Origin of the sequence: Alteromonas sp. a30 (assembly GCF_026788005.1) — a bacterium.
In the GTDB taxonomy this organism is placed as follows: Bacteria; Pseudomonadota; Gammaproteobacteria; order Enterobacterales; family Alteromonadaceae; genus Paraneptunicella.
In genome coordinates this window covers 106,133-122,895 of record NZ_JABEPE010000008.1, presented here as the reverse complement: position 1 = coordinate 122,895, position 16,763 = coordinate 106,133, and the positions used below count along the sequence as shown (strand labels likewise).

Genomic DNA, 16,763 nt, shown 5'->3' with positions numbered 1-16,763 from the left:
AAATTTATGCACGTTTTCTCTCGATATTGGTTTACTGACTTCTTCTTATTTCAGGCTGTTTGGGTATTTGCTGTGGTTTTCCACTCACCCTTCATCTGTATTTTATTGTTGCTGGCGCGTTTATATGTGTCGCAGGATTTGCGCAAAGAGCTAGGTATTATGTGCTTTGTGGCACCGATAGGTATCGTTGTAGATTGGCTGTTGAGCGTATTCGGTGTGTTCCATTTTGAGGGCGGCGGCTTTCCATTTTGGATGATTTTGCTGTGGTGCGCTTTTTCTATCGCATTAACACAAAGTTTTTATTGGCTATCGATGCATAAAAAATGGATTCAAAGCACTGCTGGCGCGATTTTTGGTCCATTAAGTTATATTGCTGGCTGGGTGGTGGGGGCTGTTGATTTTGGCTTGCACTTCATTATTACAACGGCGCTATTAAGTGTGATTTGGATGTTTATGCTACCCATATTGTATTCGGTTCAAGCACGCGCCGTTAACGCTCAGTGGGTCACAGAAAACCGCTAACTATCGTCTTCGTCTTCCTGTTCATTAAACAGGTGTTGATCAAATTCATGACCCAGTTTGTTGGTTTTGGTTTTGATGTAGTAACGGTTGTCTTCGGTGATGCCTTCATTAATAGGAAGACGTTCAATCACATTGATCCCCATTGATTTAAGGGCCGCAATTTTCTTTGGATTGTTGGTCATCAATCGAACATGCTTGACGTTCAATGTGTCGAGCATGGTTTTGCAGATGGCATAGTCACGTAAATCGGCATCAAAACCAAGGTGTTCATTGGCTTCAACGGTATCGTAACCTTGATCTTGTAAGTGATAAGCACGGATCTTGTTAAGTAAGCCAATGCCTCTGCCTTCTTGGCGTAAATATAAAATCACACCCTTACCTTCAGCAACCACTTCCTTCATGGCTTTCTCTAACTGGAAGCCGCAGTCACAGCGTGTACTAAATAGGGCGTCACCCGTTAAGCACTCAGAATGGATGCGGATAGTGATGATGTCGTCAGGTTGCCATTCGCCATAGGTAATGGCGATGTGTTCTTGTTGTGTTTCAGTTTCAACAAAGCCGTGTATACGGAATTTTCCCCAACGAGTAGGGAGTTTAGCTGAGCTGACAAACTCGTACTTAGATGATTGTTGCATTGAGCTTCCTGACAGGTATCTTCATAGCAGCAAGCTTGCGGTTTTCAGGACTTGCTGAGTTTGAACACTATATATTGACTTTCTCCACACATTTCAAGCTCTAGCACGTATTTTGTCTGCTTTTTGCCGTGGATTTTCGCAGTATCGATTGTCCTTGCATCAAGGGGAATATTGTAGCGAAATTTCATCCAAGGGCACTGGTGGTGAAATGCAGTAGCCTTGAGCGTAGTCTACGCCTATTTTGCCAAGCTCTACCATGATTTGTTTATCTTCTACGTATTCGGCTACAGATTGCATTTTCATGGCGGTTGCGATGTCGTGCATAGAGCGCACCATGGCTTTGTCGATAGGATCTTTAAGAATATTTCGTACAAAGTTGCCGTCAATTTTCACAATATCAACAGGTAGGTTTTTCAGGTATTCGTAAGAGGAAAAACCAATGCCAAAGTCATCTAAAGCAAAACGGCATCCCAATGTTTTAAACTTCTCCATAAACTGAAGGGTTTCTTCAAGTTTGATAATAGCCATGCTTTCTGTAATCTCAAAACAGATTTTATGATAGGGGATTTGATATTTTTCAAAGGCTTGGTGAATGAACAATTGAAGCTCTGGATCGCCAAGGGACTGCCCACCTAAGTTGATGTTACATTGTTCTAAATGTTCGAGATGTTCTCTATTAGCGGCTAACCAAGAAAAGTATTCCTGTACAACCCAGCGGTCGATTTTGGTGATCAGTTTATATCGTTCAGCGGCAGGTAAAAATGCGCTTGGAGGGGTAATTTTGCCATCGTGATCTTTCATTCGAATCAGCAATTCGTAGTGATAACCAGAAGCAACGTGCTTCAAAGAGCGATATTCTTGGAAATACAGCACAAAATTACCGGCATCAAGTGCGTCGTTAATGTGGCTCAGCCAACTCAGTTCCATTTCATACCGTTGTATGTGGGTATCTTGGTCTGAATAGCAGTGAATTTGTCCTCGACCTCTTTCTTTGGCGATATAGCAAGCGGAGTCCGCCATGCTCATCATTTGTTCTGGATTCGTAATATTGTTGTTGAAATGAACAAGGCCGATACTGGCTCCCACAGAGAAAAGCCGATCTTCCCAAAGGAAACGGTGCATTTGAACGGCTTTAAGCAAATGCTCGGCTAATGTAAATGCCTCATCTTGATCTCTCCCCGTCATTAGAATGGCAAATTCATCCCCTCCCATACGACCCAAAATACTTCGGTCATCTAAGCTGTTATCCAGTTTCTGACATAGGGTTTTCAGTAATTCGTCACCGGCTTTGTGTCCACAGGCGTCGTTAACGGATTTGAATTGGTCTACATCCAAATACAGCAACGATAAAGGCGTTGCATTTTTTTGTGCTTGCCTTATTGCATCGGTAAGTTCGTTTTCAAAATGACGGCGGTTGTAAATGCCTGTTAAGGGATCATGTGTGGCGAGGAAGGCTAGGCTGATATGGTTTTGCTTACGCTCTGTAATATCCACTACCGAACCAAATAGTAGGTGTTGCCCGTTGTCTTCTTGTGCAGCAACGGACAAGGAAATCCAAAATTCGCTGCCGTCTTGTTTAATGGCTCTTATCTCTCGTCCTAAAGCGGTGTGCTGGTGGGCGAGTTGCTGCATGATATTTTCGAGATCAGTTGAGCTGGTAATGAGCTTATCAAGGCTATTCGCATATTGTAGGAGGTGCGCTTCATCATTGAAGCCAAAGAGTGAGCACATTGCTGGGTTAACAGAAATAATGCGTCCATCATAATGTGTGGTAAACAAGCCTTCGGCGGAGTTTTTAAAGAAGTCGTAGAAGCGACGCAAGTCAGAAATGGCATTCGATTGCTCTTCTTGTCGTCCTTTAATTAGTACGTTTTCGTGCGCTTCAATTGCTACCCCCAGCATTAAAATACTGAGCATCAGAAGCACATCCAGCACTATGCTGCTGATGTTGGAAAGTAGCTGACCTTGATAGAACAAATATAAATACGGTAAGACTAACAAGCTGATAAAAACCCACGCAAGGGTGTATATCTTATTGGGTAAACTGTTGTAAGGGTTGGAATAGACGAACGCCATACCTGCATGCAAGAGAATGATTAAGCTGGTGATAACAAGGCTAAGAATAATTTGCCAGTAAGATGAGACAACCGTGACCGACAGCATTAGTGAAATTGCGGCGATATACGAAATGATTCGCAGTCGATTTGGCACGCCATGAAGCAGTGTGTGAGATACCTTGCCAACGCAGAATAGGGCTGCGGCGAGCAAAATAGTGGTCATAGAGGAGGAATATTCGGTGAAATGCGTGAGTTGGCCTAACATGCCTTCAAGATTTAGAAAAAGAAAAAAGGCCGCTAGATTAAACACGCTAAACCAAAATCTCGCGCGGCTCTTTAACAGGATATACGTCACCAAGAAATAGCAGGCAAGGATCATTAAGGCGCCGCTGTAGATACCCACAAGTAGCAATTCAGTTTGCTCAAAATCGAGCAGCTCACCGGTTTCCCAAATGGTCACAGGAAAAACGACTGGACCATCATCTTGAATACGAATATAGAGGTGCAAGTTGTCGTTGGGTTGGACGTTGAAAGATAACGGAAACTGTCGAAATGGCGCTGGTCGATTATGAAATGGTCGTTTTGTTCCCATCAGAGCGGACTCAATAATACGTCCTTTTCCATCGACCAGAAAAATATCAACGTAGTTGAGCCTTGGATTATTCACTATCGCGGTTAAACGTGAAGGGGAATCGCCCTGATAGAGTAAGTGGATTCTGCTCCAGTAGGCTTGGTTAGGCTTTAAATATTTTTGCTCTGTAAAGCGCCAATCCTGTTGCTGTATAACGTAAGACAGTTGGGCCGATGTGGGGAAAGTCCCAATTTGCATTTTTCCATCTAACGCAACGTGAGACTGCTGCCCATCAAGTACAACTGTGTTAGCCCACGCCGAGGCGGAAATAGCAATACAGCAGAAAATGCAGCAAACGAGTCGAAGCATAGGGTCTTATCCAAATTGCGGTGTCCTATGCAGTTATACCAAGTTTACGGGTGGTATGACTATGTTCTGCTGAACTTTTATGCAATGTGCTAGCTGCTACAGGAAAGTGGTACACCCTTTTCGGCGTCTGGTGGCAGTTGTGTAAACACTTCAAACCCTGTCCGTTCTGTAAAGGGCGCTTGTAGGGCTTCAAGCAATTTTTCGAAAACACTAAAGTCATTGTTATGGGCCGCGTCAATGGCTTGTTGAGCATAGTGATTACGCAATATATAGACTGGATTCGAGGTGCATAACGTGTGCTCTTGTTGTTCTTTATCTAGGTTGAGTTTAAGAACATGTTTTTGGTAGGTAGTAAACCAATCGTTTGCCCATTGTTCGTCGATAAAATAATCCGTTAGTCTTTGTTTATCTGCATTAATCACGGCGTTCAATAAGTGACGGTGGGTTTGGTTATAATCGCGGTGTTCTTTGTTCAGTTGTTGCAGCCAGTCAAAAATAAGATGTTTTGTGGTTTCTTTATAAGGAGGTGTTAGGGCTGTTTCATTGCTGTCTGTAACCAAACCAAGACGCCTACACATTAGCCGATAGAAATGATTGAGCATAATGGGTTCAAAGGTAGATAGCGCGGTTGTGATGTCTTTTTCTGGAACATAATCTAAAAATGCGTGAGCAAAAGCATTTAGATTCCAAAGTGCAATGCCGGGTTGTTGATCAAAGGCATAGCGTCCTTGCTGGTCAGTGTGATTACAAATGTAATCCGAAAAGAAATCATCCATAAACGCGTACGGGCCAAAGTCGAAGGTTATGCCATGAATCGACATATTATCTGTATTCATCACGCCATGATTAAACCCATAAACTTGCCACTTAGCCAACATCAGGGCTGTGTCTTCAATGACTTTTTTGAGCATGCTTAAATAAGGGTTTTGTTGCTGTTTTAGCGAAGCAAAATGATGTTCAAAGCAGAAATCAAACAGGGCTTGTAGCTTTTCTGGTTGTTGGGAGTGATGGAAATATTCAAAGTGACCAAAGCGAATGTGACTCTGACAAACACGAATAAGCATTGCTGCGGGCTCTTGTGTTTCTCGTTGTACAGCTTGTTCGCTGGTCAGTAAACAAAGGGCTCTTGAACTAGGTATGCCTAAATGGTGTAAAGCTTCACTGGCAAGAAATTCCCGGATTGTTGAGCGTAATACCGCGCGTCCGTCGCCCGAGCGTGAATAAGGTGTTGGGCCTGCCCCTTTTAAGTGAAGGTCCCATAATGAGCCATTTGGTGCAACATGCTCTGCTAACAGTAAGCCTCGACCATCACCCAGTTGAGGGTTCCAGTAGCCGAATTGATGACCGCCATATTTTTGCGCGACTGCGTTTTTCGCAAATGTGCCGGACTGCGCAAATAAAGCATCCAATAATTGGGTCTCATCTTTAAGGGGTTCTGGTAATCCTATTGCGTCATGTAGCGTACTATTATAAAAGGCGAGCTTAGTGCCTTTTAGTGACAGAGGCTTGACGGAACGGGTTAATGAACTAAGTTGTTGAGCATAATTGTTAAAAAATTGCACGATTCCTCAATATGGTTTGATAGTATTAAACGGCCAAAGGCTTTGTGTTTACGTTTTGGTTCCCTGACTTCGATCAAAATAACATCTTTTAATAAAACAAAATGTTTATTTTTTGCGTATACAATAACACGCTCATTTCCTGCTCTTGGAAAGTGTGAAAATGGTATTAAATGACCCTGTTCGGACAATATCAGAGTTTAAACACAAAAGATAAATTCGCCCTGATTATTCAATTAACTTTGGAGGAAAACCCTCAATGCGTATTTCTAGCTCCTTAAAACGCGCAATGTTGGTCGTTTGTACCGTCGTTGCGGCAACAAGTGCTTCGGCTGCTGATATAGGAAAAGGTAAGGCAAAAGCGGCAATGTGTGCGGCTTGTCATGGTCAAAATGGTAAGGCTATGATCCCTAATTACCCCCATTTAGCCGGTCAGAACGCAAAGTACATCGTTAAACAACTGCGTGCATTTAAAGACGGTATTCGCAAAGATCCTATTATGTCAGGTATGGCCTCGGGTTTATCTGATGAAGATATGGAGAACTTGGCCGCGTACTATGCAAGCATGAAGCCTTAGTTTACACGCGCTGAGCCGCAAAAGAACAAACCTCGCCATTAATGCGAGGTTTTGTGTTTTTAGTCGTTTGGTTATGTTTCTTGATGTTTTGATATAAGTGCCATGAAGCGCTCTCCATAACGACGCAGTTTAGAATCACCTACACCACTAATATCTAGAAAGTCCGTGCTATTTTGAGGTAAATGCCTCGCCATTTCGGCTAATGTCAGGTCTGTGAATATGACAAAGGGGGGCACCTCGTCTTCTTCGGCAATCCGTTTCCTTAAGTTCTTTAACTTGGCAAAAAGTGCCCGGTCATAGTCTGCTGTGTTAGCGGTTTTTTGCTTATCCCAAATGAAGCTCAATCTCGGAACCGCAAGCATCAAGGCTACATCGCCTTTTAATACCGGCCTAGCACCTTCTGTTAAACACAAGGCTGAGTGACGGGTTAAGTCGATTCTAACTAACCCTTGGTGAATGAGCTGATTGATAATATTAAGCCAATAGGCGTCGGCTTTGTCTTTACCAATGCTAAAGGTGCTTAATTCATGGTGATTTGCCGAATGAATCGCCTGTAGTTGTTTACCCCTTAGCACATCAATCACATATTGATTGGCGTACTTTTGTTCTAAACGATAAATACACGACATCACTTTTTGTGCGTCTTCTGTGCCATCGTAGCGTTTTGGGGGATCAAGGCAAATGTCACAATTACCGCAGGCTTTGGGGCTGTACTCCGAAAAGTAATTCAACAGTATTTGACGCCGACAGGTTTGGGCTTCACCGAAGGCCACCATAGCATTAAACTTTTGCAGCTCTATTTGTTTTCGTGCTTCGTTTTCTGTGAGGCTAATCCATTCGCGACTGCGAGCAACGTCTTTCTCATCGAATAACAATAACGCTTCTGCGGGCATGCCATCTCGTCCTGCGCGTCCTGTCTCTTGATAATAAGACTCAATGCTGCGAGGTAGGTCATAGTGGATAACATAGCGCACATTAGACTTGTTAATTCCCATACCAAAGGCGACCGTTGCTACAATCACTTCGATGTCGTCACGAATAAAGCCGCGCTGCACGTATTCACGAATATCGCTGTCCATTCCGGCGTGGTAAGCCGCGCTATTGATACCTTCTTTAGCTAAGTTAGCACTTACTTGTTCTACTTTCTTACGGCTATTGCAGTAAATAATACCGCTCCCATCTTGCCGAGAGATAAAGCGCTTGATCTGCTGCATCGGCTTATATTTTTGTGCTTGCATATAGCGGATATTGGGACGGTCAAAGCTGCCTTTAAATACAAAAGGCTCATGCAGACATAATTGTTGAACAATGTCATCGCGAGTAGCTAAGTCAGCAGTTGCAGTTAGGGCGATAACGGGAGTTTGTGGAAAGCGTTGCTTGAGTTGCCCCAATTGGCGATATTCCGGGCGAAAGTCGTGCCCCCAATGAGACACACAATGCGCTTCATCAACTGCGAATAAGCGAATGGGTAAGTCTTGAAGTGCTTGAATAAAATCCCATTGCATAAGCCGCTCTGGTGCAACATAAAGTAATCTGTATTGGCCTTGTGCTAAGCCTCGACAAACCTGTTGTTGTTCTGCCGGGGTTTGTGTGGAGTTTAAAAATGCCGCGTTGATCCCCGTTGCTTTTAACGCATCGACTTGGTCCTGCATTAAAGAAAGCAAAGGTGAAACCACAACGGTAATACCATCGAGCAATAAAGCTGGAATTTGATAACACAACGACTTGCCGCCGCCGGTTGGTAGCAGCACCAACACGTCTTTTCCTGCCGCGACTGCGTTAATTATTTCTTCTTGGCCATCGCGAAATGATTCATATCCAAAAGTGGATTGAAGAATACTAAGGGCGCGATTTGAAGCGGATGAAGTGTCGGTTGCGTGTTGTGTCATGGGAGCGTCGGCAATTTCAATTGAGGCGAAGTTTACCTATGTTTCGTTTGAAATGCATGTGGCTATTGTTAGTGCTCTACTCCCTTTTTTGAGTGTGCTGTCGCGCTTGGTCAACTTAATGATCGCTTCGGTCAATTTCATTTAACATTTTGCTGACTAAACTCAAACACACTTTTATGTGGAGTTAAGCATTTATGAATTTACCTTCTGATACAGTGTTAAGTGGTGAGCAACTGGGGAAGTTTGTCTCAGATATTTTTGGAAATCATATGCCGTTTGTTAATTTACTTGGCATGGAAATGGTGTACCAAGGCATGGACAAAGCAGAGATTCGCCTACCTTGGAAAGATGATTTAATGGGCAATCCCATTTTGAAAGTGCTTCATGGTGGAGTAACTGCTGCGATACTGGATACCGTTGGTGGATTGATGGCTATTTTACATGCCGTGTCAACGTGGCCCTCAGTGAGTATTGCACAACTGCAAGAGCGGGTGGGAAAGATGAGTACCATTGATATGCGTATCGATTATTTGCGTCCGGGAAAAGGAGAGTTATTCATTGCCACGGCAGAGGTGATACGAAAAGGTAGCCGTGTAGCGGTGGTGAGAATGGAGCTTCACAATGAAAAGGGCACGCATATCGCTTTTGGAACAGGCACTTATATGATCGGATAATACATCCAATAAAAACGTGAGTTTGTTATCTAAAATTTAACAAAACAATGCTTTGGCTTGTAGTAGAATTCGGCCCTCGAAATACACTGCTTTTGCACATTATTTCGTTACATTCCTTCCCTATTCGAATTTCACGTAGAGAGAAACGCATTGTTTTCAGATCGATCCAAACAAGGTGTCTTATTTGCACTCGGAGCCTATTTAAGTTGGGGAGTCGCGCCGCTTTATTTTAAAGCGTTGGGGAATATTCCCGCACCCGATATTTTAACGCACCGTGTTGTGTGGTCTGTTCTCGTATTGGTTCTATTTTTGTTTGTGGCGAAGCAGTGGGGAAAAGTCAGGGCGGCGCTTCGTAGCAAAAAAATCATGTTAATTTTGGCTGCCAGCGCGGTGTTGCTGGCAGGAAACTGGTTAGTGTTTATTTGGGCGGTGAATAATGACCACCTATTGGATGCCAGTTTAGGTTATTACATTAATCCTCTGCTAAATGTATTTCTTGGGCGCTTATTTTTAGGTGAAACACTTCGCCCAATGCAAAGAGTCGCCGTTGGTTGCGCGTTTATCGGCGTAGCAACCTTGCTGGTGGCTCATGGCAATTTACCGTGGATTGCGTTGTTCCTAGCTGCCAGTTTTGGCACTTATGGTCTGCTACGCAAAAAGATCCTTGTTGAGTCGATGCCGGGACTTTTACTTGAAAGTCTAATGATGCTTCCCTTTGCCCTGTATTTTTGGATTTTCCATGCATCAGAAAGTAGTCATTTTGCTACCAACGACTGGCAAACCAATGCCTTGCTAATCAGTGCAGGATTGGTGACGACGGTTCCATTGATCTTCTTTAATGCCGCCGCGCAGCGTATAAAGTATTCCACGCTAGGATTTTTCCAGTATTTAGCCCCGAGCATGATGTTTTTAATGGCGGTAATATTGTTTGGAGAGCCGCTTGATGAAGCGCGTTTGCTCACTTTTGTATTTGTATGGGCGGGGCTCGCTATCTTTACAATTGACTCTTTGCGCTTTTACCGTAAAGAAAGGAAATTGAGAAAAAGCATCGGTTGATGAATGATAGTTATGTGGTGTTCTAGCTGAACACCACTTGGTTATCACCCTGTTCTCTCGCCTTATGCAGATTAGCACCAGCCACTTTTAGCGACTCATGAATATCACCATTAAACTGGCTGGTGACACCTATGCTCACTTTGCTTTGAATTTCATTGCCTTCGAAATAAACCCTATGATGTGACACTTCTTCTTGGAATGCCTCAAAAGCTCCTGCAATGCTGGCAATGGGGAGGCCAGAAGAGTAGATGCAAAACTCTTCACCGCCAAAGCGAGATACGTGGCTATTTGGGAAGTGCTTTTCTAATAGTGCGGCGATTTCTTTTAATACTTTATCGCCGGCTTCATATCCGTAGCTTTCATTAATCCAATGCACCATATCCACATCCACCATACCAATAACCACGTTGACCGGCGCGATTTTCAGATTAGCGCTGATCCGGGTAAAGAAGTGGCGGCGGTTAGGCAAACCGGTTAGGTAGTCCGTGTTGGATGCACGTCTTATTGCTTCGATATTTTCGATGTATTCAACGTTTTGAATGACACGGCAAAAGAATTCTTCGTGACAGTAAGGTTTGTTTAAATAGTCGTTTGCACCGCTTTTAATGAATCGCGCTGACAACGCAGAACTTCCTTCACCGGACAAGCCTATAATGGCTAAGTCATCTTTGGAAATGGTGCGACGAATTTCCGCAACCATATCCAATCCGGTCATATTCGGCATATTTTCATCAGTAATGACAAGTTGAATATTTTTGTACTGGCGTAACGCTGCTAAACCTTCTTCTCCATCACTGGCTTCGTAAGTAATAAAGTTGTGACGGTCTAGCAAAGAAGTGATCATAGTGCGACTTAGGCGTGAGTCGTCCACGACTAATACTCCAATTTCACGGTTCTTTTCTAAACGTTTGATCAAACGTCCAAGGTATTCATATACCTGAGCATTTTCTTTGGGAATATAGTCAACGACATCACGATTAAGAACGCTGGTTCGGGTTGCTTCATCTAATCGACCCGTGATAACGACGGTTGGAATTGCGGCAGAAATAGTAAAATCGATGGCTTCACCATCTAAAGCGTCAGGTAAGCAGTAATCGACTACCGCACAAAGGAATTCGTCTGCATTGGTGCGAGCGAGTGCCATTTCGGCATCGGCAAGACAATTAACACCAACAGGTTCCAAGCCAACGTTCATAATCAGGTGTTTTATCACCTTCATACTCGTTACGCTATCTTCAATTACGAGAACTTTCGGTACTTCGTCTTGCATATTTATATTCTTTTTAGGCAAAAATGGAGGCTACTATAACCTAGCCGCATGTTACGTTTTATTAGACTTTAGTTAAAGAGGCATAGCTCATTACAAGTCGCTTCATTCCAGCGTTGTCAAAGTTAACTTGCACAATCGCGTTTTTTCCACAGCCTTCGAAGTTAAGAATAGTGCCTTCCTCGAATTTCGGGTGCTTGACTCTGTCACCCAAATTGAAGCCAGTCTCTTCGAATACCCCCTGAGAAGTGACTTGTTGGAAGCGGCTGCTAACAGGTTTAGAGACTGTTGAGCGTAATCTGACTTCTTCTAAGCATTCGCTTGGCATTTCACGAATAAAGCGGGAAGGGGTATGGAATTTTTCTTGACCGTAAAGTCGGCGCGATTCTGCGTAAGTGACGTAAAGTCGCTGCATTGCGCGAGTCATGCCTACGTAGCAAAGCCGGCGCTCTTCCTCTAAGCGACTGGATTCTTCAGCACTTTGCATACTGGGGAACATGCCTTCTTCAACGCCGGTTAGGAAAACTTGCGGAAACTCTAAGCCTTTTGCTGAGTGAATAGTCATTAGTTGAATAGCGGATTCATGGGCCTGCGCTTGGTTTTCCCCCGAGTCCAACGACACTTGTGCTAAAAATGCCGCCATAGGTGTCATGTCTTCTGCTTCTTCGGGCACAACAAACTGCTTACAAGCCGTCACTAACTCCTGCAAGTTTTCCACACGGGTTTGGCCTTTTTCCCCTTTTTCCGCTTGGTACATCCCCATTAACCCAGATTGATTCATAATTTTTTCTGCTTGCTTTTCTAGCGGCAGACTTTGCACGTTTTGTTCTAGGCTTTTAATTAACGCCATGAAATTATTCAGTGCGTTGGCTGCGCGGCTTGATAAACGCTTTTCTGCAACTAAGTAAGCACTTGCTTGCCACATAGGCTTCTTTAATTCTTTAGCCGCTTCACGTATTTGCGCAACACTTTTTTCTCCTAGGCTTCTCGCTGGTACGTTGACAATACGCTCGAAAGCGGCATCGTCTTCAGGATTGTTGACCATACGCATATAGGCTAGCGTGTCTTTAATTTCCTGACGCTCGAAGAAGCGTAGTCCACCGTAAATACGATACGGCAAGTTTGCATGGAGTAGTGCTTCTTCCAGTACACGAGATTGTGCGTTGTTGCGGTATAAAATGGCGTTATCCGAAGGAGACCCGCCGCTTTCTATCCAACGTTCAATTTGCGACACAATGAAACGCGCTTCGTCAACTTCATTAAAGCCGGCATATAGTTTGATAGGCTCACCTTGGCCTGACTCGGTCCAAAGTTCTTTGCCTAATCGAGATGAGTTATTGCCGATAACGGTATTGGCGGCTTTTAGGATGTTACCGGTGGAACGATAATTTTGCTCCAAACGTATCGTTTTGGCATTGGGGGAGTCTCGTAAAAAGTGTTGAATATTTTCAACATTTGCACCGCGCCATCCATAAATAGATTGGTCATCATCGCCCACAATCATCATATTGTTTTTATCGTTGCACAAAAGGCGAAGCCAAGCGTATTGGATGTTGTTGGTGTCTTGAAACTCGTCTACCAAAATGGCGCGAAAACGCTGTTGATAGTGAGCCAAAATATCAGGATTATTGAGCCAAAGTTCATGAGCACGCAAAAGCAGTTCAGCAAAGTCCACTAAGCCGGAGAGATCACACGCATCTTGATAGGCTTGATAAATATCGCGCATCTGGCGCTTTTCGTAATTGTCGCCAACTTCGATGTGTTTTGGGCGCAATCCGTCATCTTTATTAGCGTTGATATACCACTGAATTTGTTTGGGTTGCCAAAGCTTTTCGTCCAAGTTTAAGGACTTAAGTACACGGCGAATGAGGCGGTATTGATCATCAGAATCCAGAATCTGAAAATTTTCTGGCAGATTGGCGTGTTGGTAATGACTGCGTAAAAGTCGGTGTGCTAAACCGTGGAAAGTCCCCATCCACATACTGCTGAGCGGCACGCCCATGAGTTGCTCGATACGTCCACGCATTTCACGCGCGGCTTTATTGGTAAAGGTTACTGCCAAGATATTGCGCGGGGAAATGCCTTCAACCTGCATTAACCACGCAATTCGATGCACTAATACACGGGTTTTTCCACTGCCCGCCCCCGCGAGAATAAGCATATCGGAAGCTGGTGCCCTAACGGCATCGCTCTGTTTTTCATTGAGGTTATTGAGGAGGTTGGAAACATCCATAGGCGAATATCACGAGTTGCGGAAAAACAATGCCGCGATTATAAACATAAATACTGTTTATTTATACACTCACTCGGCGTCTTTTATTTTGGAGGCGTTATGCTCGATGCGAGTTTGCCACAACATCGGGCCAATAATGAAGGTGATGCCAAGCAACATGGTAGAATCAATGTTTTCACCGAAAAACCACCATCCTAAAGCCAGCGCAAAAATTAACCCGGAATATTCTGCAATAACGATCCCCCCGGCTTCAGCCTTGCGATAGGCAAAAACACACGTAATTTGATAAATTCCCAAACTAATTGCACTGCCGAATATTAAATACCAAAGCTCTTTTGTGAATGGTTGCCAGTCGGTTAAAGATAATAGCCCAAGTAAAGGCAGTGAGCAGGCGGTGCTCCAATAGAAAACGCTCATTGAAGATATATGGCTAGGGATGATACGTGTTGTTAAGTTATACACAGCAACACATAAACTGGCCGCAATACCAGCCGTCACACCCCAGCCAAAGTCGTTTGGTTTGAGCGCGATAAGCACGCCAACAAAACACAACATAACGTTGATAATACGGTGTTTTTGCACGGCTTCATTGAATAGCCACAATGCAATGAGTAGGGTAAAAATAGGCGTTGTATAAAACACGACATGCGCGGTTGATAATGGCAGGTAAGACAAAGTAACAACCACACAAGCGCCGCCTACTAATATCAAGTTACCCCGAAAAAATTGGAGTTTGGGATGTTCAAAGCGTCGACTAGAAATGGGTTGCCGAATAAAAAAAGGAAATAACACAACAACAACAGTGAGCTGGCGTAAGAATAAGTATTGGTAGATACCCGAAAAAGATGAAAACTGTTTGATGAATACATCTGCAATAACGCCGGAAAAGTTCCCGAAAAGTAGTGCAACAATGGCGATCAGGGCAAGTGAATATCGAGCGCTAATGATCGTTTCCTCTCACCATATGAATATGGGAAATACCGTCTTCTAAATAGGGCTCACCAACTTGAATAAATTGATACTGGCTGTAAAAGTCTTTCAAATGAGTTTGAGCGCCAATTTTTATGGGATACGCAGACCATTGCGTTAAGCATAAATCAAGGGCCTCTTTAACGACTCTATGTCCCAAACCTTGACCTCGGTAATCCGGCGAGACAAGTATTCTGCCGATGCTACTGGCTCCTGAATAGGATGCGCCCGGCGCGAGGATTCGGGCATAGCCCGCGATTTGGTTGCCTTCTTGAATTAGCAAGTGACGTGTTTCTGGGAGAGTGTCAAGGCCGTCTAGTTCTTGGTAGTAACATGTTTGCTCGACCACAAACACACTCACTCTAAGCTGCATAATCCGGTATAGCTGCTTGGGAGATAATTCGTTAAATGAAAGAATATTGCTTGTCAGATTATTATTGCTTTGCATAGTTAACTCTATTACAACGGGGAAATCCGTTTGCTACTGAAATAAAGGCGGCTAAGGATAGCAACGAAATACCTGAATTGCTTTACCTTGCGCGCCAAAATACCAATACCTTCACGAAAAAGAATAGGTTAGGAGAAGTTAATAATCCGTAGCCCTTGTTCATTTGATTGACAAGCGGTGAGACTTTGAGCACATCGGTATAGAGTTGTGTTTTCAATGGTGGAATCAGGGTTTTTGGTTGCCGGTTAAACTCGGTTAATAATGTTGGCGTGATGAGGCACTTTACTGAGTTTAGCGAGCTTTCTTCTTACCTTCTCGGGAAATTCTACTTGTTTCCATAGTGCTTCACACACGGTTTCGGTGTCATTCCACTGCTTTGATTTGATCCAATCAATGAGTATTTTTGGATCATTTGGAAACTTAACAGCTTCGCCTTGAGGAATGAGCAGCCAATTTTCTACTTCATCTACATCGAGTGTGTTCATGGTGTGGCACAGCTCTAGCGTTTCCAGAGTGAGTGCATTCGAAAGTTGTTCAAATTGTCCATGTAAAGGCTTAATTAAAAGCTTCTTGCCGAGTTGTAAGCACTCACTTGATAATTCAAATCCACCATTAGCAATGACACCAGCACAATGGTGTAGCGAGTGATGAAATGCGCGTTTACTGGTGGGATGCCAGTGCAGGTGACTTTCTTGAGTGCTGTTTGTTATTTCGGGGTGATATATCTCGAAGGTATATTCTGTAAGGCTTTCTAGAAGCGCTCGAATCTCATCAATGTCTTCAAAAGGCAAATACACCAAAAAATGTTGGCCCTGTTGACTGGCGCTAAATTCATCATCAATAAAAGGTGGCATGATGTTGTGTCCGAAGTGATACCAGTGAACACCTAATTGTACCGAGGTAGGAGCAAAGTATTTCATGATAAATTCATCAAGTAATTTTTGCCCTCGTTTTGGAACAGAGTGCATAAACGCGGCTTGATGACTAATAGAGATTGAAGCAATATTTTGCCGTTTGGCTGCCCAAGCGCTAACAGGCTCGAAATCATTTAAAACCAAATCATAACCGGATAAATCTAATTGTTTTACATCGCGCCAAAACTGCATCGGTTTGGCGTTTTTTAATGTAAGCCATTTATTGATTGCGCCGTTTCGGTGAATGAAGGTCAAGCCTTGTCGTGTTTGATAATCGCCGAATTCTTCCATATCGAAGTATTTATCGGCATTGCGACCAGTGAACAAATAGTCAACATGAACATCAGGGTGCTGAGAAAAAGCTCGGGCCATAACGCGAGCACGGGTAATGTGCCCGTTTCCGGTTCCTTGTATGCCGTATAAAATTTTCATCATAAGAGATTACGCAAGAATGTTAATGCTAAGCACTGAAATGGTTAAGCCAAGAAGGGCACCAGCAATGATGTCCGTTGGATAATGTACGCCCAACAATACTCGTGACACCCCAACTGTGCTTGCCCATAAATACACAAACACGGTGACGCTAGGGTAAAAATACGCAAGCAGTGAGGCCATTAGAAATGCGGCTGTGGTGTGTCCCGATGGTAAACTGAATTTGTCCGAGGGTTCGACAAACGCGTTAAAGTGATTAAAAAAATCACATGGTCGTTGGCGTTTAAAACTTTTCTTCAAAATGATGAATAGGGGTAATTCCAAGCCGTAAGCGAGTAATCCCGTGTAAAGAAAGATAACGCCATGAGTGGGCTCGAATGCCCAGAGCAATATGGCAAGCACAAGGTAAAGATGACCATCACCGGTTTTTGAAGCCAGTCTAACCCAAGCGCAGTTCCGCTTCGTCACTTTGCCGTAAAGCCAGTGAAAGAGCTGGGTATCGTAGCGTGTGATAATGTTCATCCTGATGCCACCAATATTTCTAAGATGGTGAAAATATAAACATCCTGTATTAACAGGTTGTGACGCCTT

The 16,763-nt window shown here is 43.6% G+C and carries 14 protein-coding genes; 4 read left to right on the top strand and 10 right to left on the bottom strand.

Annotated elements, in window-relative coordinates; translation table 11 throughout:
• Positions 1-6: 6 nt before the first annotated feature.
• Positions 7-522 carry a DUF2878 domain-containing protein gene (locus tag HJG39_RS09855; RefSeq protein ID WP_268408841.1) on the top strand — a complete coding sequence of 172 codons (516 nt, stop codon included), beginning with the start codon at positions 7-9 and terminating at the stop codon, positions 520-522.
• Here HJG39_RS09855 and ribA read toward each other — a convergent pair.
• From ribA to HJG39_RS09840, 3 genes are all read right to left on the bottom strand, one after another.
• Positions 519-1,157, bottom strand: coding sequence for a GTP cyclohydrolase II (gene ribA, locus HJG39_RS09850; protein ID WP_268408839.1), 639 nt, complete (start codon positions 1,155-1,157; stop codon positions 519-521). The two genes, HJG39_RS09855 and ribA, sit on opposite strands and share 4 nt — an antisense overlap.
• Positions 1,158-1,316: 159 nt before the next feature.
• A complete protein-coding gene (locus tag HJG39_RS09845) occupies positions 1,317-4,154 on the bottom strand; it encodes an EAL domain-containing protein (RefSeq protein ID WP_268408837.1) in 2,838 nt (945 codons plus the stop codon).
• A gap of 89 nt (positions 4,155-4,243) precedes the next feature.
• Positions 4,244-5,716, bottom strand: coding sequence for a protein adenylyltransferase SelO (locus HJG39_RS09840; protein ID WP_268408836.1), 1,473 nt, complete (start codon positions 5,714-5,716; stop codon positions 4,244-4,246).
• A gap of 256 nt (positions 5,717-5,972) precedes the next feature.
• Between HJG39_RS09840 and HJG39_RS09835 the strand changes: the two genes are divergently transcribed.
• Positions 5,973-6,290: a c-type cytochrome gene (locus HJG39_RS09835; RefSeq protein ID WP_268408834.1), complete on the top strand. Its 318-nt coding sequence runs from the start codon at positions 5,973-5,975 to the stop codon at positions 6,288-6,290.
• A 71-nt stretch (positions 6,291-6,361) separates the two neighbouring features.
• Here the strand turns inward: HJG39_RS09835 and recQ are convergent, their stop codons facing one another.
• Positions 6,362-8,179, bottom strand: a complete 1,818-nt coding sequence (gene recQ, locus HJG39_RS09830) for a DNA helicase RecQ (RefSeq protein ID WP_268408832.1) — start codon at positions 8,177-8,179, stop codon at positions 6,362-6,364.
• 194 nt (positions 8,180-8,373) lie between these two features.
• Here recQ and HJG39_RS09825 point away from each other — a divergent pair, with 194 nt between their 5' ends.
• On the top strand, positions 8,374-8,853 hold the full coding sequence (locus HJG39_RS09825; protein WP_268408829.1) for a thioesterase family protein: 480 nt from the start codon (positions 8,374-8,376) through the stop codon (positions 8,851-8,853).
• Positions 8,854-9,003: 150 nt separating this feature from the next.
• Positions 9,004-9,909 (top strand): EamA family transporter RarD, encoded by a 906-nt coding sequence (rarD, locus tag HJG39_RS09820; RefSeq protein WP_268408826.1) that lies wholly within the window; start codon positions 9,004-9,006, stop codon positions 9,907-9,909.
• Between the two features lie 22 nt (positions 9,910-9,931).
• Here rarD and HJG39_RS09815 read toward each other — a convergent pair whose 3' ends face one another.
• From HJG39_RS09815 to HJG39_RS09790, 6 genes are all read right to left on the bottom strand, one after another.
• Complete coding sequence (locus HJG39_RS09815) at positions 9,932-11,179, bottom strand: response regulator (RefSeq protein ID WP_268408824.1); 1,248 nt, start codon at positions 11,177-11,179, stop codon at positions 9,932-9,934.
• A 61-nt stretch (positions 11,180-11,240) separates the two neighbouring features.
• Positions 11,241-13,409 carry a DNA helicase II gene (gene uvrD, locus HJG39_RS09810; protein WP_268408821.1) on the bottom strand — a complete coding sequence of 723 codons (2,169 nt, stop codon included), beginning with the start codon at positions 13,407-13,409 and terminating at the stop codon, positions 11,241-11,243.
• A gap of 69 nt (positions 13,410-13,478) precedes the next feature.
• Positions 13,479-14,321: a DMT family transporter gene (locus HJG39_RS09805; RefSeq protein WP_268408973.1), complete on the bottom strand. Its 843-nt coding sequence runs from the start codon at positions 14,319-14,321 to the stop codon at positions 13,479-13,481.
• A 28-nt stretch (positions 14,322-14,349) separates the two neighbouring features.
• Positions 14,350-14,826, bottom strand: a complete 477-nt coding sequence (locus tag HJG39_RS09800; RefSeq protein ID WP_268408818.1) for a GNAT family N-acetyltransferase — start codon at positions 14,824-14,826, stop codon at positions 14,350-14,352.
• A gap of 245 nt (positions 14,827-15,071) precedes the next feature.
• The gene (locus HJG39_RS09795; RefSeq protein WP_268408972.1) at positions 15,072-16,172 is read right to left on the bottom strand and encodes an MJ1255/VC2487 family glycosyltransferase; all 1,101 of its coding nucleotides are present in this window, start codon (positions 16,170-16,172) and stop codon (positions 15,072-15,074) included.
• A gap of 9 nt (positions 16,173-16,181) precedes the next feature.
• A complete protein-coding gene (locus tag HJG39_RS09790) occupies positions 16,182-16,694 on the bottom strand; it encodes a phosphatase PAP2 family protein (RefSeq protein ID WP_268408815.1) in 513 nt (170 codons plus the stop codon).
• Between the last annotated feature and the right edge of the window lie 69 nt (positions 16,695-16,763).

Coding starts and splice junctions, on each gene's coding strand:
- recQ (WP_268408832.1), bottom strand. CDS start 8,179: ATGACACAACACGCAACCGACACTTCATCCGCTTCAAATCGCGCCCTT.
- HJG39_RS09825 (WP_268408829.1), top strand. CDS start 8,374: ATGAATTTACCTTCTGATACAGTGTTAAGTGGTGAGCAACTGGGGAAG.
- HJG39_RS09835 (WP_268408834.1), top strand. CDS start 5,973: ATGCGTATTTCTAGCTCCTTAAAACGCGCAATGTTGGTCGTTTGTACC.
- HJG39_RS09815 (WP_268408824.1), bottom strand. CDS start 11,179: ATGCAAGACGAAGTACCGAAAGTTCTCGTAATTGAAGATAGCGTAACG.
- HJG39_RS09845 (WP_268408837.1), bottom strand. CDS start 4,154: ATGCTTCGACTCGTTTGCTGCATTTTCTGCTGTATTGCTATTTCCGCC.
- HJG39_RS09795 (WP_268408972.1), bottom strand. CDS start 16,172: ATGAAAATTTTATACGGCATACAAGGAACCGGAAACGGGCACATTACC.
- uvrD (WP_268408821.1), bottom strand. CDS start 13,409: ATGGATGTTTCCAACCTCCTCAATAACCTCAATGAAAAACAGAGCGAT.
- HJG39_RS09800 (WP_268408818.1), bottom strand. CDS start 14,826: ATGCAAAGCAATAATAATCTGACAAGCAATATTCTTTCATTTAACGAA.
- HJG39_RS09855 (WP_268408841.1), top strand. CDS start 7: ATGCACGTTTTCTCTCGATATTGGTTTACTGACTTCTTCTTATTTCAG.
- HJG39_RS09790 (WP_268408815.1), bottom strand. CDS start 16,694: ATGAACATTATCACACGCTACGATACCCAGCTCTTTCACTGGCTTTAC.
- ribA (WP_268408839.1), bottom strand. CDS start 1,157: ATGCAACAATCATCTAAGTACGAGTTTGTCAGCTCAGCTAAACTCCCT.